The following is a 21,739-nucleotide window of genomic DNA, read 5'->3' on the forward strand; positions in this document are numbered from 1 at the left end:
CGAGAGCTCGTCAGTTCGTTGAGCAACAATTGTCGTTTGCGGCACAGCGTTTGGCTCCACGGCCGGACGGCTGCTTTGCTTCATGACTCAACGACACATGACACACATCCCCTGACACACTTCCCTGACCCCACCCTTGACCGCACTAGCGACCGCCCCCACGCGGGGTGACGTGGCCGTTCGACTGGAGTTGCACGTGGCCGGGCGCATCGAAGACTACGCACTCATCGGAGACATGCAGACCGCTGCCCTCGTCTGCCGGAACGGCACAGTCGACTGGCTGTGCCTGCCCCGCTTCGACTCGCATGCCATCTTCGCCGGTCTGCTCGGCACCGGGGAGCACGGCTTCTGGCGGCTGGGACCCGCCTGCTCCGCCGGTGCCGAACCACCCGTCGCGGCCCGGCGGAACTACCGCGGCGACTCGCTGATTCTGGAGTCCGAGTGGGACACCCCGCGCGGCACGGTCCGGGTGACCGATTTCATGCCGCCGCGTGACGGCGCGCCGCAGCTGATCCGGATCGTGGAGGGCGTCTCCGGCCGGGTGCCGATGCGCTCGGAACTGCGGATGCGGTTCAGCTACGGCCGGGTGGTCCCCTGGGTGCACAAGCACGAGGGCCGCACGGTGGCCGTCGCGGGCCCGGACTCCGTGTGGTTCGACACGGAGGCGGAGACCTACGGCGAGGCGCTCACCACGTACGCGGACTTCACGGTGGCGCCGGGTGACCGGATCGCGTTCACCATCTCGTGGGAGCCCTCGCACAAGGAGCCGCCGGCGCTGCCCGAGCCCGAGCAGTCGCTGGTGGCCACCGAGGACTTCTGGCGCGACTGGGTCGAGCACTGTACGTACCACGGTCCCTACCGGGAGGCCGTGGTCCGCTCCCTGATCACGCTGAAGGCCCTGACGTACGCCCCCACCGGCGGCATCGTGGCCGCGCCCACCACCTCCCTGCCGGAGGACATCGGCGGCGTCCGCAACTGGGACTACCGCTACACCTGGCTGCGCGACGCCGCGATCACCCTGTCCTCACTGCTGCGCACCGGATACCGCGAGGAGGCCCGGGCGTGGCGCGAGTGGCTGCTGCGCGCGGTCGCGGGCGACCCGGAGAACCTGCAGATCATGTACGGCATCGCCGGTGAGCGCGAACTGGGCGAGGCGGAGCTGGACTGGCTGCCGGGCTACGAGAACTCCACCCCGGTCCGGGTCGGCAACGGCGCGGCCCACCAGCTCCAGCTGGACGTCTACGGCGAGGTGACCGAGGCCCTGCACCTGGGCCACATGACGGGCCTGGCCCGCAACGACTACGCCTCGGTGCTCCAGCTCAAGCTGATCCGCTACCTGGAGTCCCACTGGCACGAGCCGGACGAGGGCATCTGGGAGGTCCGCGGCCCGCGCCGGCACTTCGTGCACTCCAAGGTGATGGCCTGGGTCGCCGTCGACCGCACGATCAAGCTGATCGAGTCCGGCGACGCCGACGGCCCGCTGGAGCGCTGGAAGCAGCTGCGCGAGGACATCCACCGGGACGTGTGCGAGAAGGGCTACGACAAGGAACGCAACACCTTCACACAGTCCTACGGCTCCCGAGAGCTGGACGCCTCCCTGCTGCTGATCCCGCAGATGGGCTTCCTGCCGCCGGACGACAAGCGGGTCATCGGCACCATCGAGGCCATCCAGCGTGAGCTGTCCACGTCGGACGGCTTCATCCTGCGCTATCCGACGGACGGCAAGGACGAGGGCGTGGACGGCCTGCCGGGCGACGAGGGCGCCTTCCTGGCCTGCTCGTTCTGGATGGCCGACGACCTCGCGATGATCGGCCGGGTGGACGAGGCCCGCAAGCTCTTCGAGAAGCTGCTCTCCCTGCGCAACGACCTCGGCCTCCTGGCCGAGGAATGGGACCCGCACCTCCAGCGCCAGGTCGGCAACTTCCCCCAGGCCTTCAGCCACGTCCCCCTCATCGACACGGCACTGCGCCTGACGGCGAGCGGGGCGTACGGGGGCTGAACCCACGCGGGGACGGGCGCCGACCTCGCGCAGGGCCGACGCCTCGGCCCGCGCAGGTCCTCAGGACGGCACCCGCGCGGCCGGTCAGCTCGCCAGTGCCGTCAGGGTCCGTTCTCCGCCGGGGTCCCCGGCGGTGGCGGGCACCAGGGCGATCTCGTCCAGGCCGGCCTCGGCATAGGCGTCCATCCGGGCCCGTACGGTGTCGAGGTCGCCGATCAGACCGACCGTGGCCGCGGCCTCCGGGGGCAGCGCCCGCAGCAGCGTGTCCGGGTCGGCGCCGCCACGGGCCAGCCCGACCGCCTCGCCGAATCCGGCGGCCTCGAACATCTCGCGGTAGCCGGGCACCGTGAGGTAGCCCACGACGCTGCGCATGACCTGGGTGAGCGAGGCGGGGTCGGGGTCCACTGCGGCGGGCACCCACGCGGCCAGCGTCGGCGGGGTCCGCCCGGCCTCGTGGGCCGCCGCGAGGAGCTTGCCGCGCAGGGCGCGGACCTGCTCGGGCGAGACCACGTCCAGCAGCATGCGGTCGGCGTACCGGGCCGCGACGGAGATCGCACGGTCGCCGAAGGCCGCCACGGTGAGCGGACCTCCCGGTGGCCGCTGCCGTCGCAGGAAGCCGCTGCCGGGCACGACGGGCTCCCCCGGCTGCCCGTGCAGCAGTTCCCGCAGTGCCGCGGCCGTCTCCGCCAGGGCCGCCGCGGGCCGCTCGCGGGGCCGGCCGTGCACACCCTCGACCACCCGCTTGCTCGAGGTGCCCAGCGCCACCCCGACCGGGCGCCCGGTGACCGCGGCGACCGAGGCGGCGCCCCGGGCGATGCCGTGCGGGTCGCGCACCGACACCGCGACCGGCCCGGCGGTGAGCGCGATCCGCGCGGTGCCCGCCCCGACGGCCGCGGCCAGCACGAACGCGTCCCAGGTCGGTCCCTCGCCCAGCCACACCTCGGGGTAACCCAGCCGGTCGGCCCGCACCGCCACCCGCAGGGGCTCGTCGAGCGAGCTGTCGTCCTCACGTGCGGCGGCCACCACGGTGATGTTCATGGTCATGGGCCGTCGACTACCCCGTCGGCACGGCGCCAACCGGCGTCCCGTCCGGGATGTCCCGGCCGGGGGCGCACGGGTAGCGTCCGGCTCATGGACAGCGGCAGGAACAGCGGATTCGACACCCAGGGCGCCGGAATCACCGTGCAGCGGGCGCTGGAGCTGCCCGGGCTGCGCAGTGGCCTGCCGGAGATCCTGGCCGGCGCCGACCGCCTGCAGCGGACCGTGCGCTGGGTGCACGCCGGTGAGGTGCCCAACATCGCCTCGCTCCTCAAGGGCGGCGAACTGCTGCTGACCACGGGGTACGGCCTGGGCACCCGCCCCGCCGAGCAGCGGGCGTTCGTCCGCACGCTGGCCGAGCGCGGCATCGCTGCCCTCGTCGTGGAGCTGGGTCCGCGCTTCGCCCGGCTGCCCGCGGCCCTGGTCGACACGGCCCGCGCGGCCGGGCTGCCGCTGGTGCAGCTGCACCGCGAGGTGCCGTTCGTGACGGTCACCGAGGAGATCCACACCGAGATCGTCAACGGCCACTACGCGCTGCTCCAGCGGGCCGAGGAGGTGCACCGCCGCTGCACCGAGGCGCTGCTGGGCGGCGGTGGAGTGCCCCAGGTCCTTGCCATCCTGGCCGACTTCGCCGGCAACCCCGTCTTCCTGGAGACGACCGACGGCCGCCTGCTGTACGCCGCCGGCTCCGGCCCCGAGGGCGCCGACCCCCTCCAGGTCTGGGAAGGGCTGCGCGGCCCGCACAAGGAGGCACCGCCGCCGGCGGGCTCGGTCCTGGTGGACGTGCCCGGCGGCGGACCCGGCGCCGGGTCGGTCCGGGCTCGGATGGTCCTGCTGCCGGTACGGTCCCCGCTGGCGCCGGTGCACCGGATGGCGGCGGAGCGGGCGGCCGGCATCCTCGCCGTGGTGCTGATGCAGGCACGGCAGGAGGAGGAGCTGGCGGCGCGCGGGCGGGGCGACTTCCTCACCGACCTCGCCGAGGGCCGGATCGCGGCGGAGGACGCCCCGGCCCAGGCGCGCGTCCTGGGCTTCAAGCCGGGCGCCGGCCCGCTGCTGCCGGTGGTGATGCGGCTCGGTGACGCCCTGTCGCCCGAGGGCGGCGGCTGGGCGGTGCTGGCGCGCGCGGTCGCCGAGGAGCTGGCGTCGGTGGGGGTGCCGGTGCTGCTGGGCGTACGGCCGGTGGAGGGCCGGGTGCCGCTGCTGCTGGGGCTGCGCTCGGAGTCGGAGCGCGCGGCGGTCGCGGACCGGGTCGCGGCGGCGCTGCGGGCGGGCGTGGAGCGGGCCGGGATGCAGCGGCCGGGGGCGCAGCCGCCCGTCGTGGTCGCCGGGGCGGCCGGCGGCTGGGCGGCGGCGTCGGCGGGCCTGCGGCACGCGGTGGAGACGGCGACCGCGGCGCAGGGCCTCACCGACCGGCCCTGGTACGACGCCCGGCGCCTCGACATCGACCTGCTGCTGTGGCGGCTGCGCGACCATCCCGACCTCGCGGCGTTCGTGGACCGGGCGATCGGCCCGCTGCGCGAGCACGACGACCGCTCGAAGCCGCCCCTGCTGCCCACCCTCCAGACGTACCTGGCGCACGCCGGCCGCAAGGCGGAGACGGCGCGCGAACTCCACCTCAACCGGCAGACGCTCTACAACCGGCTGGCGAGGATCGGGGAGTTGCTGGGCACCGACCTCGACGACCCGCAGACCGTCCTGGCGTTGAGCCTGGCCCTGCGCGCCCGCCGGCACGTGTCCTGAGGGCCGGCCCGCGAGGCGAGCGGCCTAGAGCAACGGTGTGGGCTGGGTCAACTCGTCGTAGACGCTGAGGACCTGGGCGACGGTCTCGTCCTCGGTCGGCCAGGTGGCCGCCTGCCGTACCCCCCGCTCCCGCAGCTCGCCCCGCCGCCCGGGGTTCTCCAGGAGGCGGACGACGGCGTCGGCGAGCGCTTCCGCGTCGCCGGGCGGGACGAGTTCGGCGGCGTCGCCGACCAGTTCGGGGATGCCGCCCACGTCGCCCGCGACGAGCGGCACGCGCGCGTGGAGCGCCTCCTGGGCGAGAACGGAACGCCCCGTCTCCCGGCGGCTCGGCAGCAGCGCGACGTCGGCCGCCGCCAGCAGCTCGGGGACGTCGTCGCGGCTGCCGACGAGCACCACCGGCAGTCCCTCGCCCTCGATCCGCCGCTGCAACTCCCCGCGCAGCGGCCCCTCCCCGGCGACGACGACCAGCGGCGCCGGGTCGAGGCGGCGCCACACGCGCGCGGCGTCGAGCAGGACGTCGTAGCCCCGGTGCCGCTCCAGGGAGCCGACCGCGACCAGCAACGGGCGGCCGATGGCACCGAGTTCGGCCCTGACCTTGGGGCGCAGCCGGTCGGGGTCCTCGGGCCCGGCGGGCCGGACCGGCCGGGCGGGGAGCGCCACGGGGCCGAGGCGGGCGTCGCGCGCGCCCGTCCGCCGCGCCCCGTCGACCAGCTCCGAGGTGGCGCCGAGGACCACGGTGGCGGCTTTCATCACCCGCCGTTCCAGCACGCGCAGCAGCTGGGCGCGCGCGCCCTCGGCGTGCACCCGGTCGTGCCAGGTGACGACGAGCGGGGTGCGCACGCGCCGTCCGCCGAGGGCCAGGACGGCCCGGAAGGAGGCGTGCAGCCCGTGCGCGTGCACCAGGTCGGCGTCCGCGCACACCGTACGCAGCGCGGCGACCGAGACGGGGTCGCTGCTGCGCGGGACGTGCACGTGGTCGGCTCCGGCGCCCGTGAAGTCGTAGGTGCACTCCGCATCGGAGGGGGCGCACACCGTCACCTTCACGCCCCGCGCGACGAGCCCCGCGGCCAGCGAGCGCACGTGCGCGCTGCTGCCGGCGTTGCCGCCGCCCAGCACCTGCACGGTGCGCAGTGGCTGCTGGCCGTGCGGTGAGGGGCTGCTCACGGGGGTCACCTGGCCGGGGCTCCTGGTTCGGCGGGGGACGGTCACGAAGAACGTACAGAAGGATGGTGGGGACGGGGCACGCCGCGCGGTTTCCTGTGCGCCGCTCCGTCAAGGATGCCAGGCCGCACGGGTGTTCCGGGAACGACGACCACCGCGACGGGACGACCCGCAACCCACCGACTGACCACCGGCAAACCACCGACCCGGAACCACCTCACTCGTACGAGTGAACGTGTCGCGGCCTGCCCGTCCCTCTCCCCCGCCTGCGCTACGCGTCCGCCCGGGCCGCCGCGAGCAGCTCCTCCGCGTGGGCGCGGGCCGTCTCGGAGTCCTCCTGGCCGGCGAGCATGCGGGAGAGTTCCCGGACGCGGTCCTCGCCCTCGAGGACCTTGACGCCGGAGCGGGTCACCGAACCGTCGTTCGTCTTCTCCACCAGCAGCTGCCGGTCGGCGAACGCGGCCACCTGCGGAAGATGCGTGACGACCACGACCTGCGCGCTCCTCGCCAGCCGCGCGAGGCGCCGGCCGATCTCCACCGCCGCCTTGCCGCCGACCCCGGCGTCGACCTCGTCGAAGAGGTACGTCGGCACCGGATCGGTCCCGGCGAAGACGACCTCCACGGCCAGCATCACGCGGGACAGCTCACCGCCCGAGGCACCCTTGGCGATCGGCCGCGGCGGCGCACCCGGGTGCGGGGCGAGCAGCAGCTCCACCTCGTCGGCGCCCGACGGCCCGTACGCGACCGGCCGGCCGCCGACCTCCACGCCCTCCGGGTCCTCGGTCTGCCGGATCGCGAAGGACACGCGCGCGTGGGGCATGGCGAGCGAGGCCAGTTCGGCGGTCACCGCGGCGGCGAACCGCTCGGCGGCCTCGGTACGCGCGTCGGTCAGTGCCTGGGCCAGCCCGCCCAGTTCCGCCCGCAGCGCGTCCCGCTCGGCGGTCAGCTCACCGATGCGCTCGTCGTCGCCGTCCAGCTCGGTCAGCCGCGTGGCACTCTGCTCGGCCCAGGTCAGCACGGCGGTGACGTCCTCGCCGTACTTCCGCGTCAGCGCGGTCAGCGCGGCCCGGCGCTCCTCGACCGCCGCCAGCCGCAGCGGGTCGGCGTCCAGGTCGTCGGCGTATCCGGCGAGTTCCCCGGCCACGTCGCGCAGCAGGATGCCGACCTCGCCGATCCGCTCGGCGAGCCCGGCCAGCGCCGGGTCGTGGGACCGTACGGCGTCCAGGGCCCGCTGCGCGCCCGCGACGAGCGTCGCCGCGTCCACGCCCTCTGGGTCCTCCGGGTTGCCCGCCAGGGCGGCGTGGGCGGCCGTGGCGGCCGACGCGAGCGCCTCGGCGTGGCCCAGCCGCTCCGCCTCCTGGGCCAGCTCCACGTCCTCGCCCGCGCGCGGCTCGACGGCCGACACCTCGTCTAGGCCGTAGCGCAGCAGGTCGGCCTCCTGGGCGCGCTCACGCGCGCGCGTGGTGATCTCGTCCAGCTCGGTGGCGACGGCCCGCAGCCGCCGGTAGGCCTCGGCGTACTTGGCGAGCGGTCCGGCGACCGCGTCGCCCGCGTACCGGTCCAGGGCCTGCCGCTGCCGGGACAGTTTGAGCAGCCCCTGCTGGTCGGTCTGCCCGTGCACGGCCACCAGCTCGTCGGCCAGCTCGGCCAGCACCCCCACCGGCACCGACCGCCCGCCCAGATGCGCGCGCGAGCGCCCCTCGGCGGAAACCGTACGGCTGATCAGCAGCGCACCGTCGTCCAGCTCGGCCCCGGCCTCCTCGGCCCGGACGGCGACCGCGGCGCCACCGGGCACGGCGATCCGTCCCTCGACGACCGCGTTCTTCGCCCCGATCCGCACGAGCGCCGCGTCCGCGCGTCCGCCCAGCAGCAACCCCAGGCTGGTGACCACCATGGTCTTGCCGGCACCCGTCTCACCGGTGACAGCGGTGAACCCGGGCGACAGCTCGACCACGGCGTCGTCGATGACTCCGAGCGACCGTATCCGCATCTCCTCAAGCACGGACACGACCATACGAGGTCGGGGGCGGAAAGCGCACACAGGCCGCCCTTGTCACGCCGGGAAGGCGCATGCCGCCAGGGGCGCGGGACCGTGCTGACAGCGGCTGCGCGGCGGGGCGCGACCAGCCACAACGCACCCGCGGCCCGCGGCCCGCGACGCACCGGAACCACCCCTTCGAGAGCGCTAGTGCGGCGCCCCGCGCCACCCGGACACCGGCAGCGCGAACTTCGCGACCAACCGGTCCGTGAACGACGCATGGTGCAGCCGGGCCAACCGCACCGGCACCGCCCCCCGCCGCACCTCCACCCGCGCCCCCGGCGGCAGCTCCACCGTCCGCCGCCCGTCGCACCACAGCACCCCCGGCGGGACGTGCGGCAGCACCTCCACCGCCAGCACCGAGTCCGGCGAGGTCACCAGCGGCTTCGCGAACAGCGCGTGCGCGCTGATCGGCACCATCAGCAGCGCCTCCACCTCGGGCCACACCACAGGACCGCCGGCCGAGAAGGCGTACGCCGTCGACCCGGTCGGCGTGGACAGCACGATCCCGTCGCAGCCGAAGCCCGTCACCGGCCGGCCGTCGATCTCCAGCACGACCTCGAGCAGCTTCTCGGCGCCGGCCTTCTGCACGGCCGCCTCGTTCAGCGCCCAGTCGGTGTGCACGATGTCGCCGTTGCGGTGCACGACGACGTCGACGGTCATCCGCTCCTCGACCTCGTAGGCCCGGTTCACCACCCGGTCGACGACCTTGTCGAGGTCGTCGCGCTCGGCCTCCGCGAGGAAGCCGACCCGACCGAGGTTGACGCCGAGCATCGGCACCCCGGAGGCGCGGGCGAACTCGGCGCCCCGCAGCAGCGTCCCGTCACCGCCCAGCACGATCAGCAGCTCGCACCCGTCCAGGCACTGCGGGGTGGCCTCACCGACCAGCTCCACCTCACTCGGCAGCGGCAGGTCACGCGCCTCGGCCTCCAGGACCCGTACGCCGATCCCGGCCCGCAGCAGCCCCTTGACCACCAGCTCCGCGCTGCGGATGGCAGCGGGGCGCCCGGTGTGGGCGAGCAGGAAAACAGTACGCGCTCGGTTCTGTGTCAACGCGGCCCCTCCGCCACTGCACGGTCAACGTCGGCCGGGTCCAGTTCACCGGCCCCGGCCCGCAGCCACAGAAAATACTCGACGTTGCCGGAGGGACCCGGCAGCGGGCTGGCGGTGACCCCCTTCACTCCGAGTCCCAGCTCCCAGGCCTTCCGCGCGACTCCCCGCACGGCCTCGGCCCGCAGCTGCGCGCTGCGTACCACTCCCCCGCTGCCGAGCCGCTCCTTCCCCACCTCGAACTGCGGCTTCACCATCATCACCAGGTCGGCGTCCGGCCGTGTGCACCGCACCAGTGCGGGCAGTACCAGTCCGAGCGGGATGAAGGACAGATCCCCCACGACAAGGTCCACGGGCTCCCCATCGATCGCTTCCAACGTCAACTCGCGTACGTTCGTACGGTCCTTGACGGTGACGCGTTCATCCTGCCGAAGGCTCCAGGCGAGTTGTCCGTATCCGACGTCCACGGCGACGACGTGCGCGGCGCCCGCCCGCAGCAGTACGTCGGTGAAGCCGCCGGTGGAGGCGCCGGCGTCCAGGGCCCGCCGCCCCTCGACGACGAGGCCCTGCGGCAGGAACGCCGACAGCGCCCCGGCGAGCTTGTGGCCGCCGCGCGAGACGTAGTCGGGGTCGCCGTCGTCGGCGGTCACCACGATCGCGGCGGCGGTCTCCACCTGCGTGGCGGGCTTGGTCGCGACGGTCTTGCCGACGGTGACCCGCCCGGCGGCGATCAGCTGGCTCGCGTGCTCGCGCGAACGCGCGAGTCTGCGGCGGACCAGCTCCGCGTCGAGACGGCGGCGTGCGACTCCTGCCACGTTCGGTTCAGCTCCTGTTTTCGTACGGCGATGGCGGGACCGGAGGCCCCGGGCGGGCGTCGAGCGCGGTCAGCGCGTCGCGCAGCCCCCGGTGTACATCCTCGTACACCTCGACGTGCCCGTCCGTGGCCAGGTGGTCGGCGTCGGCCAGCCGCGCCAGCCGCGCGTCCACCTCGGCGTTGCCGGTGGGATCCCGGGGGACGTCCAGCGGGGCGGGGGCGGCGGGCTCGTACCCGGGGTCCTCGTGCGCCTCGCGCTCGGTCTCCTGGGGCTCCGGCCCGGCCCCGGTCTCCTGGGCCGCCGAAGGGGCCACCGGCTCCGGTACTGCGTCGCTCATGCCCCGACGCTACCGCGTGCGGCTGGGGTACGGTCGGTCCCGATGGCGACGACTGAGGAGTGCCGTGCCGCACTCGACAAGCTCTCGGACCACATGCGGGGCGCCGAAGGGGACGTGCGGTCGGCCACGGAGCTGGACCGCTCGGTGAGCTGCCACATCACCGACCTGGACGTCACCTTCGCCGGACGCATGGCGGACGGCCGCATCGACGTGCGGGAGACCCTGGAAGGGCCACCGCGGGAGAAGGCCGAGATCAGGCTGGCGATGACCGGCGACGACCTGGTGGCCCTGGTGGCCGGCGAACTGAACTTCGCCAAGGCCTGGGGCTCGGGCCGGGTGAAGCTGGAGGCGGGGCTGCGCGATCTGTTCCGCCTCAGGAAGCTTCTGTAGCCGCCACCTTCTCTGCTTCCTTGCCGAGGTCCGCACCGGCCGCGCCCCGCGCCTTGCGCGCGGCCGGCACCACCAGCGGCGTGCCCGTCTCCGGGTCGTCGATGACCTGGCAGCGCAGCCCGAAGACCCGCTCGACCAGGTCGGCGGTGACGATGTCCTTCGGCGCGCCCTGGGCGATGATCTCCCCTTCACGCAGGGCGATGAGGTGGGTGGCGTAGCGGGCGGCGTGGTTGAGGTCGTGCAGGACGGCCACGAGCGTGCGGCCCTGCTCCTCGTGGAGTTCGGCGCACAGGTCGAGGACGTCGATCTGGTGCTGGATGTCCAGGTACGTCGTCGGCTCGTCGAGCAGCAGCAGCGGGGTCTGCTGGGCGAGCGCCATGGCGATCCACACGCGCTGGCGCTGTCCGCCGGAGAGTTCGTCGACGTATCGGTCGGCCAGCTCGGAGATGCCCGTCTGCGCCATCGCCTCCTGCACGACCCGCTCGTCCTCGGTCGACCACTGGCGCAGGATGCCCTGGTGCGGGTAACGGCCCCGCCCGACGAGGTCGCCGACGGTGATGCCGTCGGGCGCGATGGACGACTGCGGCAGCAGGCCGAGGGTCCGCGCGACCTGCTTGGCGGGCATCGACTGGATGACCGACCCGTCGAGCAGCACCCGGCCCGCGCTGGGCTTGAGCATCCGCGACAGGGCCCGCAGCAGGGTGGACTTGCCGCACGCGTTCGGACCGACGATCACGGTGAAGGAGTTGTCGGGTATCTCCACCGACAGCTGCTCCGCGATGACCCGCTGGTCGTAGGCGAGGGTGACGTTCTCGGCGGTCAGGCGGTTCACGTTGCTCCTTTGGTTCTTGGCCCCGCTGCGGATGTCGGCGCGGGCGCTCAAATCCGGCCCGCCTTGCGCTCGGTGACCAGCAGCCACAGCAGGTAGACACCGCCCAGTACGCCGGTGACGACGCCCACGGGCAACTGGTCGGCGCCGAAGGCCCGCTGCGAGATCCAGTCGGCGCTGACCAGCAGGGCGGCGCCCATGCACAGGGAGGGCAGCAGGTTGGGACCCGGCGAGCAGGTCAGGCGCCGGGCGAGCTGCGGCGCCGTGAGCGCGACGAAGCTGACCGGCCCCGCGGCGGCGGTGGCCGCGGCGGTGAGCAGTACGGCGGCCACCATCAGCAGCGCCCGCACCCGCTCGACGCGCACACCGAGCGCGTACGAGATGTCGTCGCCCATCTCCATCATCCGCAGCGCACGCCCGTTGGTGAGCACGAGCGGGACGAGCACGGCGCACAGCGCGAGCAGGGGCCAGACCTGGTCCCAGTCACGGCCGTTGAGGGAGCCGGTCATCCAGACGACGGCCCGGGAGGCGTCGACGATGTCGGCCCGGGTGAGCAGGTAGCCGTTGACCGCCGTGACCATCGCGGACACGCCGATGCCGACCAGGACCAGCCGGTAGCCGTGCACGCCCCGCTTCCAGGCGAGCAGGTAGATGGCGAGTCCGGTCACCAGGCCGCCGACGAGCGCGCCCACGGTGACCTGGGCCGAGCTGCCGGAGAACAGGACGATCATGATCAGCGCGCCGGCGGTCGCGCCCTGGCCGAGGCCGAGGACGTCCGGACTGCCGAGCGGGTTGCGCGAGATGGCCTGGAACAGCGCACCGCCCACCCCGAGCGCGCCGCCGACCAGCAGCCCGACCAGGACCCGCGGCAGCCGCAGCTCGTTGACGATGAACTCCTGGCCGGCGTTGCCCTGTCCGACCAGGGTCCTGAGCACGTCGGCGGCCGGTATCGGGAAGTCGCCGGTGCCGATCAGCAGCACGCTCGCGGCGAGCGCGACGAGCAGCAGCAGGACGACGACGCCCACGGCCCGGACGTCGAGGCGGAACGAGAGCCCGCCCCGGATGCGCACGGCCCGGTTGCTCTTCGCGGTCTTCACCGTCTTCGCGGTCTTCACAGCTGGGCCGTCCTCCGCCGTCGTACGAGAAAGATGAAGACCGGCCCGCCGAGGACGGCGGTGACGATGCCGACCTGAAGTTCCGCGGGCCGTGCGACGATCCGGCCGAGCACGTCCGCACCGAGCAGCAGCACGGGCGACAGGATCGCCGCGTACGGGAGGATCCAGCGCATGTCGGGCCCGGTGAAGGAGCGGACGATGTGCGGGACCATCAGCCCGACGAACACGATCGGCCCGCAGGCGGCCGTCGCGGCCCCGCACAGCACGGTCGCGGCGAGCATGGACAGCGCCCGGGTGCGGTTCAGGTTGGCGCCGAGCGCCCTGGCGGTGTCGTCGCCCATCTCCATGGCGTTCAGCGGCCGGGACAGCGCGAGGGCGAGGACCGTGCCCACCACGAAGAACGGCAGCACCTCCCGGATGGTCCCGGTCGTCGCCGAGGCGAGCGAACCGACCGTCCAGAAGCGCATCCTGCCCAACGCCGCGTCATCCATGATCATCACGGCCTGGAGGTAGCCGAAGAGCGCGGCACTGATCGCGGTGCCGGCCAGTACGAGTCGCACCGGCGTGGCCCCCCGGCTGCCGCCCAGGAACCAGACCAGCGCGCCGACCCCCGCCGCACCGGCGAAGGCGAACCAGACGTACCCGGTCAGCGAGGTGACGCCGAAGAAGGTGATGGCCGTGACGACGGCGGCGGAGGCGCCCGCGTTGATGCCGAGCAGCCCGGGGTCTGCCAGCGGATTGCGGGTCAGCGCCTGCAGTACGGCTCCCGCGAGGCCGAGCGCGGCACCGGCCAGCAGACCGAGCACGGTCCGCGACACGCGCTCGCCCACCACGACGTCGCCGTACGTGCCCGAGTCGTGGAAGAGGCCGTGCCAGACCTGCGCCAGAGACAGGTCCTTCGCGCCGATCGCGATGCTCGCCAACGCGATGAACACCAGGACCGCCGCGGCGACGGGCAGCCCTGCTGCACGCAGGACACGGCGCTTGGCGGGCGGCGCGGGAGCGGTCTCCGCGCGCTGTTCGGGGGGACTGTCGACCAACACGTGGTTAGGCTAGCCTACCCTGCCAAGCGATCACGATCCCGTGGCCGCTCCCGGGCCCCTCCCGCGGACCGGCGTACCGGCTCCTCCCGCGACCGGCGTACCGGCTCCTTCCCCTTGCGCCGGCTCACCACCCCAGCCGCGCCAACGCCTTCCCCGAGTCCAGCCCGCACCCTTCCTCCCCGCCGGCCGTCCAGGCCGCCGCGCACAGCGCCCGCAGCCCGTCCGGCGCCGCGCCGTCGCCCTCCAGCTCCAGCCGCTCCGCTGCGGCCCTCGCCGTCCAGCCGCCGCAGCGGAAGCCGCCGTCCGCGTCCCCGGTGACTTCGGGCTGCCCGGTGAGCAGCCCCCGCAGATCGGCGTCGACGTAGGTCGGCCGGTGCCGCGGCGGCGCCGCCAGCAACTGCGCCCCGTCGGTCACGCCGGTCAGGACGAGCAGCGAGTCCACCTCGCCGTTGAACGCCCCCTCGATGTCCGTGTCGAGCCGGTCGCCCACCACCAACGGGCGCTGCGCGCCGGTCCGCAGGATCGTCTCGCGGTGCATGGGAGGCAACGGCTTCCCCGCGACCTGCGGCTCCGCGCCGGTGGCGATGCGTACGACCTCCACCGCCGCGCCGTTGCCCGGGGCGATCCCGCGGGCGCCCGGGATCGTCAGGTCGGTGTTGGAGGCGTACCAGGGCACGCCGCGCGCGATGGCGTAGCAGGCCTCCGCGAAGCGCCCCCACGGCAGGTCCGGGCCGCCGAACCCCTGCACCACGGCCGCCGGATCGTCCTCGGCCGACTCCACGGGCTCGAGGCCGCGCTCGCGCAGCGCCACGCGCAGCCCCTCACCGCCGATCACCAGCACCCGCGCCCCCGAGGGCACCTGCTCGGCGATCAGCCGGGCCACCGCCTGTGCCGAGGTGATCACGTCGGCGGCACCCGTCGCTATACCCAGCTCGGTCAGGTGCAGGGCCACCGCGTCGGGAGTCCGCAGCGCGTTGTTGGTGACGTACGCCAGGCGCATGCCGCCGTCGCGGGCCTTGGCAAGGGACTCGACGGCGTGAGCGATCGCGTTCCCCCCGGCGTACACCACGCCGTCCAGGTCGAGCAGCGCCGTGTCGTAGGCCTCGCTCAGGTCCCGCCCACTGCCCTCGGGCCTCGTCCTGACGCTCCGGCTCATTGCGCATCGCTCCTCGTTCGTCGCGTTTCCCCCGATCATCCCCCATGCCACTGACACACGTACGATGCCGGGATGAACTCTGCAGGTCACCCGGAAGCAACGGCGCCCCGGGGCCTGGAACTCACCCCGTTCCGAGGCCTTCGCTACGACCCCGACCGGGTCGGCAGCCTGGCCGCCGTGACGTCCCCGCCCTACGACGTCGTGGTCCGCCCCGACGGCCTGCTCCACCTTGAGTCCGCCGACCCGCACAACATCGTCCGGCTGATCCTGCCCCAGGCCGCCACCCCCGAGACGCGCAACGAGCAGGCCGCGCGCACCCTGCGGCGCTGGACGGCGGAGGGCGTCCTGACCACCGACCCCGAACCGGGCCTGTACGTCTACGAACAACGCGACGGCGAAGGCATGCTGCAGCGCGGCATCATCGGCGCCCTGCGCGTGTCGGACCCCTCCGAGCAGGTGGTCCTGCCGCACGAGGACGTCATGCCCCACGTCGTCGCCGACCGTGCGGGTCTCATGCGAGCCACCTGGGCGAACCTCGAGCCCCTGCTCCTGACCTACCGCGGCGACGACGACACTCCGGTCACCACGGCGCTGGTGGAACGCACCGCCGAACGGCCGCCGCTGCTCTCCACGACCACGGAGGACGGCTTCTGTCACCGCCTGTGGTCGGTCACCGACCCCGACACCGTGTCCCGCGTCCAGTCAGAGCTGGCACGGCACCAGGCCCTCATCGCCGACGGCCACCACCGCTGGGCGACCTACCGCACACTCCGCGCGGAACACCCCTCCCCCAGCCCCTGGGACCACGGGCTCGTCCTCCTGGTCGACACGGCCCGCTATCCGCTCCGCGTCCGCGCGATCCACCGCCTGCTGCACGGCATCCCGGTGCACGAGGCCGTGGCCGCCCTGGACGGCCACTTCCGCGTCCGCCGCCTGGACACCCCCCTGGCCGAGTCTCTCGACACCCTGGCGAAGGCGGCGGTCGCGGGCAACGCCTTCCTGCTCGCCGGCGACGGCGCCTTCCACCTCGTCGACCTGCCGGACCCCGGCCTGCTGGCCCGCACGGTCCCCACCGACCGCCCCGAGGCCTGGCGCACCCTGGACGCCACCGTCCTGCACGCCACGCTCCTCGCCCACGTCTGGCACGTCCCCGACGACTCGGCCGCCCACATCTCCTACATCCACGACACGGCGGCCACCGTCGAGAAGGCGGAACGCGACGGCGGTACGGCGGTGCTGATGCACCCGGTCCGCGAGGAGGTCGTCCGCGACCTGGCCCGACAGGGCGTCACGATGCCCCGCAAGTCGACGTCCTTCGGCCCGAAGCCGGCCTCGGGCCTGGTACTGCGCGCTCTCGACCGCTGACCCGGGCGACGGCGAAGGACGGAGGGGGCGAGACCGTGTACCGGCCCCGCCCCCTCCGTCCTTCGTCGTCATGCCCTTCCACGCCACGGCCCAGGCCACGGCATGGACGTCAGTCCTTGTCCCCGTCCTCGGCGCCAGGGCTCTCCACGTCGCCCTCGGGCTCACCCTCGCGCTCGTCGAGAGCGTCCACGAACTCCACACCGTCCAACTCGGCGAGCCGGTCGGAGGCGTCCGTGCTGCCGTCCCGGTCCGACTCCACGGCCTTCGCGAACCACTCCCGCGCCTCCCGGTCCCGGCCGGCGGCCAGCAGCGCGTCGGCATAGGCGTACCGCAGCCGCGCGGTCCACGGCTGTACGGAGTTGGAGGCCAGCTCGGGGCTCTGCAGCGTCACGATGGCCGCGTCCAGCTGCCCCATGTCACGCCGGGCACCGGCCGCCACGAGGCGCATCTCGACCTGACCGGCCTTGTCCAGCTTGTGCACCTCGGGGGCGCCGGCCATGTCCAGCGCCTTCTCCGGCCGGCCGAGCCCGCGCTCGCAGTCGGCCATGACCGGCCACAGCTCCACGGACCCGGTCATCCGCCGCGCGGCCCGGAACTCCGCCAGCGCCTCGCTGTACTTCTGGCTGGCGTACGCCGCGAACCCGGCCGCCTCCCGCACGGCGGCGACACGGGACGCCAGACGCAGGGCCACCCTGGAGTAGCCGTACGCCGCCTCCGGGTCCTCGTCCAGCAGCCGGGCGACCATCACCAGGTTCCTGGCGACGTCCTCCGCGAGCGTCTTGGGCAGGCTCTGCAGCTCCTGCCGTACGTCCTTGTCGATCTCGTCGCCCGTGACCTCCTCGGGGATCGGCAGACGCTTGATCGGCTCGCGGTCACGGTCCCGCTCCTCACGGAAACGGCCCCCGCCGCCGCCCTGCCGGTCGTCACGCCGGAACCCACCGGGCCGCCCGCCACGGTCGTCGCGCCGGGGCCCACGTCCCCCGCGGTCGTCCCGCCCACGGAACCCACCGCGGTCGCCGCCGCGGTCACCACCCCGACCGTCGTCACGACGGCCGAAGCCGCCACGCTCGCCACGGTTGTCGTCCCGACGGAAGCCGCCCCGATCTCCGCGATCGTCACGACGGAACGGGGGCCGGTCGCCACCCCGGTCGTCCCGGCGGTCGTCACGACGGTACGAGGGCCGGTCGCCACCCCGGTCATCGCGACGGTCGTCACGACGGAACGGAGGCCGGTCCCCGCCACGGTCGTCCCGGCGGTCGTCACGACGGTACGGGGGCCGGTCGCCACCCCGGTCATCGCGACGGTCGTCACGACGGAACGAGGGACGGTCCCCACCCCGGTCGTCCCGGCGGTCGTCACGACGGAACGGGGGCCGGTCGCCACCCCGGTCGTCCCGGCGGTCGTCACGACGGAACGAGGGACGGTCCCCACCCCGGTCATCGCGACGGTCGTCACGACGGAACGAGGGACGGTCCCCACCCCGGTCATCGCGACGGAAGTTGGGACGGTCGCCGCCACGATCGCGGTCGTCACGACGCGGCCCACGGTCACGGTCGTCACGACGCGCGTAACCGCCACCGCGGTTGTCGTCGCGCCGATCGTCACGGCGCTCATCGCGGCGGTCGTCACGACGGAAGCCACCACGCTGCCCACCACGGTCGTCACGACGACTGTCGTCGCGCCGGCCGAAGCCGCCTCGATCTCCGCCTCCGCGGTCGTCGCGACGGAACGGCGGACGGTCGCCACCCCGGTCATCACGGCGATCGTCACGACGGAACGAGGGACGGTCCCCACCCCGGTCATCGCGACGGAAGTTGGGACGGTCGCCGCCACGATCGCGGTCGTCACGACGCGGCCCACGGTCACGGTCGTCACGGCGGAAGCCTCCGCGCTGCCCGCCGCGGTCATCACCCCGACGGTCGTCACGGCGGAAACCGCCGCGGTCCCCACGCTGACCGCTACGGTCACCGCGGTCACCACTGTCCCGTCGGCGCTGGTCACGCTCCGGTCGGTCGTCGGGAGAGTTGGTGGACATCGGTGACTCCTGTCTTCGGTACCGCAAGTCATTCTCGCGCAGCCGGGTACCCGGTGCGCCCTGGAAAAACGAAAGGACCCCTGGTCCCCAGCTGAACGCTGGGGACCAGGGGTCCTTTCCAAAGATTGTTCGGCGGCGTCCTACTCTCCCACAGGGTCCCCCCTGCAGTACCATCGGCGCTGTAAGGCTTAGCTTCCGGGTTCGAAATGTAACCGGGCGTTTCCCCTACGCTATGGCCACCGAAACCCTAATGGTTTCGAGCGAACAAGCACACTCTTCAATTGTTCTGTTCAAGCTCGAAAGCCGACAACTGTTCGTTGTCTCAGAACTAACACAGTGGACGCGAGCAACTGAGGACAAGCCCTCGGCCTATTAGTACCGGTCACCTCCACACCTCACGGTGCTTCCAGATCCGGCCTATCAACCCAGTCGTCTACTGGGAGCCTTAACCCCTCAAAGGGGGTGGGAGTCCTCATCTCGAAGCAGGCTTCCCGCTTAGATGCTTTCAGCGGTTATCCCTCCCGAACGTAGCCAACCAGCCATGCCCTTGGCAGGACAACTGGCACACCAGAGGTTCGTCCGTCCCGGTCCTCTCGTACTAGGGACAGCCCTTCTCAAGACTCCTACGCGCACAGCGGATAGGGACCGAACTGTCTCACGACGTTCTAAACCCAGCTCGCGTACCGCTTTAATGGGCGAACAGCCCAACCCTTGGGACCGACTCCAGCCCCAGGATGCGACGAGCCGACATCGAGGTGCCAAACCATCCCGTCGATATGGACTCTTGGGGAAGATCAGCCTGTTATCCCCGGGGTACCTTTTATCCGTTGAGCGACGGCGCTTCCACAAGCCACCGCCGGATCACTAGTCCCGACTTTCGTCCCTGCTCGACCCGTCGGTCTCACAGTCAAGCTCCCTTGTGCACTTACACTCAACACCTGATTGCCAACCAGGCTGAGGGAACCTTTGGGCGCCTCCGTTACTCTTTAGGAGGCAACCGCCCCAGTTAAACTACCCATCAGACACTGTCCCTGATCCGGATCACGGACCCAGGTTAGACATCCAGCACGACCAGACTGGTATTTCAACGACGACTCCACCCACACTGGCGTGCGAGCTTCAAAGTCTCCCAGCTATCCTACACAAGCCGAACCGAACACCAATATCAAACTGTAGTAAAGGTCCCGGGGTCTTTCCGTCCTGCTGCGCGAAACGAGCATCTTTACTCGTAGTGCAATTTCACCGGGCCTATGGTTGAGACAGTCGAGAAGTCGTTACGCCATTCGTGCAGGTCGGAACTTACCCGACAAGGAATTTCGCTACCTTAGGATGGTTATAGTTACCACCGCCGTTTACTGGCGCTTAAGTTCTCAGCTTCGCCACACCGAAATGTGACTAACCGGTCCCCTTAACGTTCCAGCACCGGGCAGGCGTCAGTCCGTATACATCGCCTTACGGCTTCGCACGGACCTGTGTTTTTAGTAAACAGTCGCTTCTCGCTGGTCTCTGCGGCCACCCCCAGCTCAGAGTGTAAAACTCGTCACCGAGTGTGGCCCCCCTTCTCCCGAAGTTACGGGGGCATTTTGCCGAGTTCCTTAACCATAGTTCACCCGAACGCCTCGGTATTCTCTACCTGACCACCTGAGTCGGTTTAGGGTACGGGCCGCCATGAAACTCGCTAGAGGCTTTTCTCGACAGCATAGGATCATCCACTTCACCACAATCGGCTCGGCATCAGGTCTCACCCACATGCCATCCGGATTTACCTGGATGACGGGCTACACCCTTACCCCGGGACAACCACCGCCCGGGATGGACTACCTTCCTGCGTCACCCCATCACTCACCTACTGCAAGTCTGGTTCGCCGGCTCCACCACTTTCCTTTCCCCGAAGGGTCCGGAACGGCTTCACGGACTTAGCATCGCCTGGTTCGATGTTTGACGCTTCACAGCGGGTACCGGAATATCAACCGGTTATCCATCGACTACGCCTGTCGGCCTCGCCTTAGGTCCCGACTTACCCTGGGCAGATCAGCTTGACCCAGGAACCCTTAGTCAATCGGCGCAAACGTTTCTCACGTTTGTATCGCTACTCATGCCTGCATTCTCACTCGTGAACCGTCCACAACTCGCTTCCGCGGCTGCTTCACCCGGCACACGACGCTCCCCTACCCATCACAGCCGGCGTTGGCCGTATTGCTGCAATGACACGACTTCGGCGGTACGCTTGAGCCCCGCTACATTGTCGGCGCGGAATCACTAGACCAGTGAGCTATTACGCACTCTTTCAAGGGTGGCTGCTTCTAAGCCAACCTCCTGGTTGTCTGTGCGACTCCACATCCTTTCCCACTTAGCGTACGCTTAGGGGCCTTAGTCGATGCTCTGGGCTGTTTCCCTCTCGACCATGGAGCTTATCCCCCACAGTCTCACTGCCGCGCTCTCACTTACCGGCATTCGGAGTTTGGCTAAGGTCAGTAACCCGGTAGGGCCCATCGCCTATCCAGTGCTCTACCTCCGGCAAGAAACACACGACGCTGCACCTAAATGCATTTCGGGGAGAACCAGCTATCACGGAGTTTGATTGGCCTTTCACCCCTAACCACAGGTCATCCCCCAGGTTTTCAACCCTGGTGGGTTCGGTCCTCCACGACCTCTTACAGCCGCTTCAACCTGCCCATGGCTAGATCACTCCGCTTCGGGTCTTGAGCGTGCTACTCAAACGCCCTATTAGGACTCGCTTTCGCTACGGCTTCCCCACCCGGGTTAACCTCGCAACACACCGCAAACTCGCAGGCTCATTCTTCAAAAGGCACGCAGTCACGAGACACCAAGCAAGCTTGATGTCCGACGCTCCCACGGCTTGTAGGCACACGGTTTCAGGTACTATTTCACTCCGCTCCCGCGGTACTTTTCACCATTCCCTCACGGTACTATCCGCTATCGGTCACCAGGGAATATTTAGGCTTAGCGGGTGGTCCCGCCAGATTCACACGGGATTTCTCGGGCCCCGTGCTACTTGGGTGTCTCTCAAACGAGCCGCTGATGTTTCGACTACGGGGGTCTTACCCTCTACGCCGGACCTTTCGCATGTCCTTCGCCTACATCAACGGTTTCTGACTCGCCTCACAGCCGGCAGACTGTGAAAGAGAGATCCCACAACCCCGCACACGCAACCCCTGCCGGGTCTCACACGTATACGGTTTGGCCTCATCCGGTTTCGCTCGCCACTACTCCCGGAATCACGGTTGTTTTCTCTTCCTGCGGGTACTGAGATGTTTCACTTCCCCGCGTTCCCTCCACACTGCCTATGTGTTCAGCAGCGGGTGACAGCCCATGACGACTGCCGGGTTTCCCCATTCGGAAACCCCCGGATCAAAGCCTGGTTGACGACTCCCCGGGGACTATCGTGGCCTCCCACGTCCTTCATCGGTTCCTGGTGCCAAGGCATCCACCGTGCGCCCTTAAAAACTTGGCCACAGATGCTCGCGTCCACTGTGCAGTTCTCAAACAACGACCAACCACCCATCACCCTGCCCTCACAGGCAAGTTCACTGGGGCCGGCAACTGAAGACAAGGCCTTACGGCCGTACCCTCAGACACCCAACAGCGTGCCCGACCCGATCCCTCT

16 protein-coding genes and 2 rRNA genes are annotated in these 21,739 nt (G+C 71.1%); 4 read left to right on the top strand and 14 right to left on the bottom strand.

Going from position 1 to position 21,739, the window contains the following annotated elements:
- The first annotated feature begins 196 nt into the window (after window positions 1-196).
- Entirely contained in the window at window positions 197-1,999 is a 1,803-nt protein-coding gene (locus ACGH7X_RS08905; protein WP_399896867.1) for a glycoside hydrolase family 15 protein, read from the top strand.
- Window positions 2,000-2,083: 84 nt separating this feature from the next.
- Here the strand turns inward: ACGH7X_RS08905 and ACGH7X_RS08910 are convergent, their stop codons facing one another.
- A complete protein-coding gene (locus ACGH7X_RS08910; RefSeq protein ID WP_399896870.1) occupies window positions 2,084-3,037 on the bottom strand; it encodes an LLM class F420-dependent oxidoreductase in 954 nt (317 codons plus the stop codon).
- 93 nt (window positions 3,038-3,130) lie between these two features.
- On the opposite strand from ACGH7X_RS08910, the gene ACGH7X_RS08915 reads away from it, so the two are divergent.
- Window positions 3,131-4,777, top strand: a complete 1,647-nt coding sequence (locus tag ACGH7X_RS08915) for a PucR family transcriptional regulator (protein ID WP_399883340.1) — start codon at window positions 3,131-3,133, stop codon at window positions 4,775-4,777.
- 24 nt (window positions 4,778-4,801) lie between these two features.
- On the opposite strand, the gene ACGH7X_RS08920 is transcribed toward ACGH7X_RS08915, so the two are convergent.
- From ACGH7X_RS08920 to ACGH7X_RS08940, 5 genes are all read right to left on the bottom strand, one after another.
- Window positions 4,802-5,950: a glycosyltransferase family 4 protein gene (locus tag ACGH7X_RS08920; RefSeq protein ID WP_399883342.1), complete on the bottom strand. Its 1,149-nt coding sequence runs from the start codon at window positions 5,948-5,950 to the stop codon at window positions 4,802-4,804.
- Between the two features lie 259 nt (window positions 5,951-6,209).
- Window positions 6,210-7,952: a DNA repair protein RecN gene (gene recN, locus ACGH7X_RS08925; RefSeq protein ID WP_399883344.1), complete on the bottom strand. Its 1,743-nt coding sequence runs from the start codon at window positions 7,950-7,952 to the stop codon at window positions 6,210-6,212.
- A 171-nt stretch (window positions 7,953-8,123) separates the two neighbouring features.
- Window positions 8,124-9,029: an NAD kinase gene (locus ACGH7X_RS08930; RefSeq protein WP_399883346.1), complete on the bottom strand. Its 906-nt coding sequence runs from the start codon at window positions 9,027-9,029 to the stop codon at window positions 8,124-8,126.
- Window positions 9,026-9,841 carry a hemolysin gene (locus ACGH7X_RS08935; protein WP_399883348.1) on the bottom strand — a complete coding sequence of 272 codons (816 nt, stop codon included), beginning with the start codon at window positions 9,839-9,841 and terminating at the stop codon, window positions 9,026-9,028. Before ACGH7X_RS08935 ends, ACGH7X_RS08930 begins: the two co-directional genes overlap by 4 nt.
- 7 nt (window positions 9,842-9,848) lie before the next feature.
- The gene (locus tag ACGH7X_RS08940; protein ID WP_399883350.1) at window positions 9,849-10,178 is read right to left on the bottom strand and encodes a hypothetical protein; all 330 of its coding nucleotides are present in this window, start codon (window positions 10,176-10,178) and stop codon (window positions 9,849-9,851) included.
- A 42-nt stretch (window positions 10,179-10,220) separates the two neighbouring features.
- Between ACGH7X_RS08940 and ACGH7X_RS08945 the strand changes: the two genes are divergently transcribed.
- Window positions 10,221-10,568: an SCP2 sterol-binding domain-containing protein gene (locus ACGH7X_RS08945; protein ID WP_399883352.1), complete on the top strand. Its 348-nt coding sequence runs from the start codon at window positions 10,221-10,223 to the stop codon at window positions 10,566-10,568.
- Here the strand turns inward: ACGH7X_RS08945 and ACGH7X_RS08950 are convergent.
- The 4 genes from ACGH7X_RS08950 to ACGH7X_RS08965 all read right to left on the bottom strand — a co-directional run bounded on the left by ACGH7X_RS08950 (window position 10,552) and on the right by ACGH7X_RS08965 (window position 14,711).
- The gene (locus tag ACGH7X_RS08950; RefSeq protein ID WP_399883354.1) at window positions 10,552-11,400 is read right to left on the bottom strand and encodes an ABC transporter ATP-binding protein; all 849 of its coding nucleotides are present in this window, start codon (window positions 11,398-11,400) and stop codon (window positions 10,552-10,554) included. The two genes, ACGH7X_RS08945 and ACGH7X_RS08950, sit on opposite strands and share 17 nt — an antisense overlap.
- Before the next feature lie 47 nt (window positions 11,401-11,447).
- Window positions 11,448-12,512, bottom strand: coding sequence for a FecCD family ABC transporter permease (locus ACGH7X_RS08955; protein WP_399883356.1), 1,065 nt, complete (start codon window positions 12,510-12,512; stop codon window positions 11,448-11,450).
- A complete protein-coding gene (locus ACGH7X_RS08960) occupies window positions 12,509-13,555 on the bottom strand; it encodes a FecCD family ABC transporter permease (protein ID WP_399883358.1) in 1,047 nt (348 codons plus the stop codon). The genes ACGH7X_RS08955 and ACGH7X_RS08960 overlap by 4 nt, the downstream gene beginning before the upstream one ends.
- A 124-nt stretch (window positions 13,556-13,679) precedes the next feature.
- The gene (locus tag ACGH7X_RS08965) at window positions 13,680-14,711 is read right to left on the bottom strand and encodes an HAD hydrolase-like protein (RefSeq protein ID WP_399883360.1); all 1,032 of its coding nucleotides are present in this window, start codon (window positions 14,709-14,711) and stop codon (window positions 13,680-13,682) included.
- A gap of 72 nt (window positions 14,712-14,783) precedes the next feature.
- On the opposite strand from ACGH7X_RS08965, the gene ACGH7X_RS08970 reads away from it, so the two are divergent.
- Window positions 14,784-16,076, top strand: coding sequence for a DUF1015 domain-containing protein (locus tag ACGH7X_RS08970; protein WP_399883362.1), 1,293 nt, complete (start codon window positions 14,784-14,786; stop codon window positions 16,074-16,076).
- Window positions 16,077-16,185: 109 nt separating this feature from the next.
- Here ACGH7X_RS08970 and ACGH7X_RS08975 read toward each other — a convergent pair whose 3' ends face one another.
- The 4 genes from ACGH7X_RS08975 to ACGH7X_RS08990 all read right to left on the bottom strand — a co-directional run bounded on the left by ACGH7X_RS08975 (window position 16,186) and on the right by ACGH7X_RS08990 (window position 21,586).
- Window positions 16,186-16,929, bottom strand: a complete 744-nt coding sequence (locus ACGH7X_RS08975) for a hypothetical protein (protein ID WP_399896872.1) — start codon at window positions 16,927-16,929, stop codon at window positions 16,186-16,188.
- Window positions 16,821-18,077, bottom strand: coding sequence for a hypothetical protein (locus ACGH7X_RS08980; RefSeq protein ID WP_399896875.1), 1,257 nt, complete (start codon window positions 18,075-18,077; stop codon window positions 16,821-16,823). Before ACGH7X_RS08980 ends, ACGH7X_RS08975 begins: the two co-directional genes overlap by 109 nt.
- A gap of 161 nt (window positions 18,078-18,238) precedes the next feature.
- Window positions 18,239-18,355: ribosomal RNA gene (gene rrf / locus ACGH7X_RS08985) — 5S ribosomal RNA — on the bottom strand.
- A gap of 108 nt (window positions 18,356-18,463) precedes the next feature.
- A 23S ribosomal RNA gene (locus ACGH7X_RS08990) occupies window positions 18,464-21,586 on the bottom strand.
- Window positions 21,587-21,739 lie beyond the last annotated feature (153 nt).

The organism is Streptomyces sp. BBFR51 (genome assembly GCF_044591655.1).
Classification (GTDB): domain Bacteria; phylum Actinomycetota; class Actinomycetes; order Streptomycetales; family Streptomycetaceae; genus Streptomyces.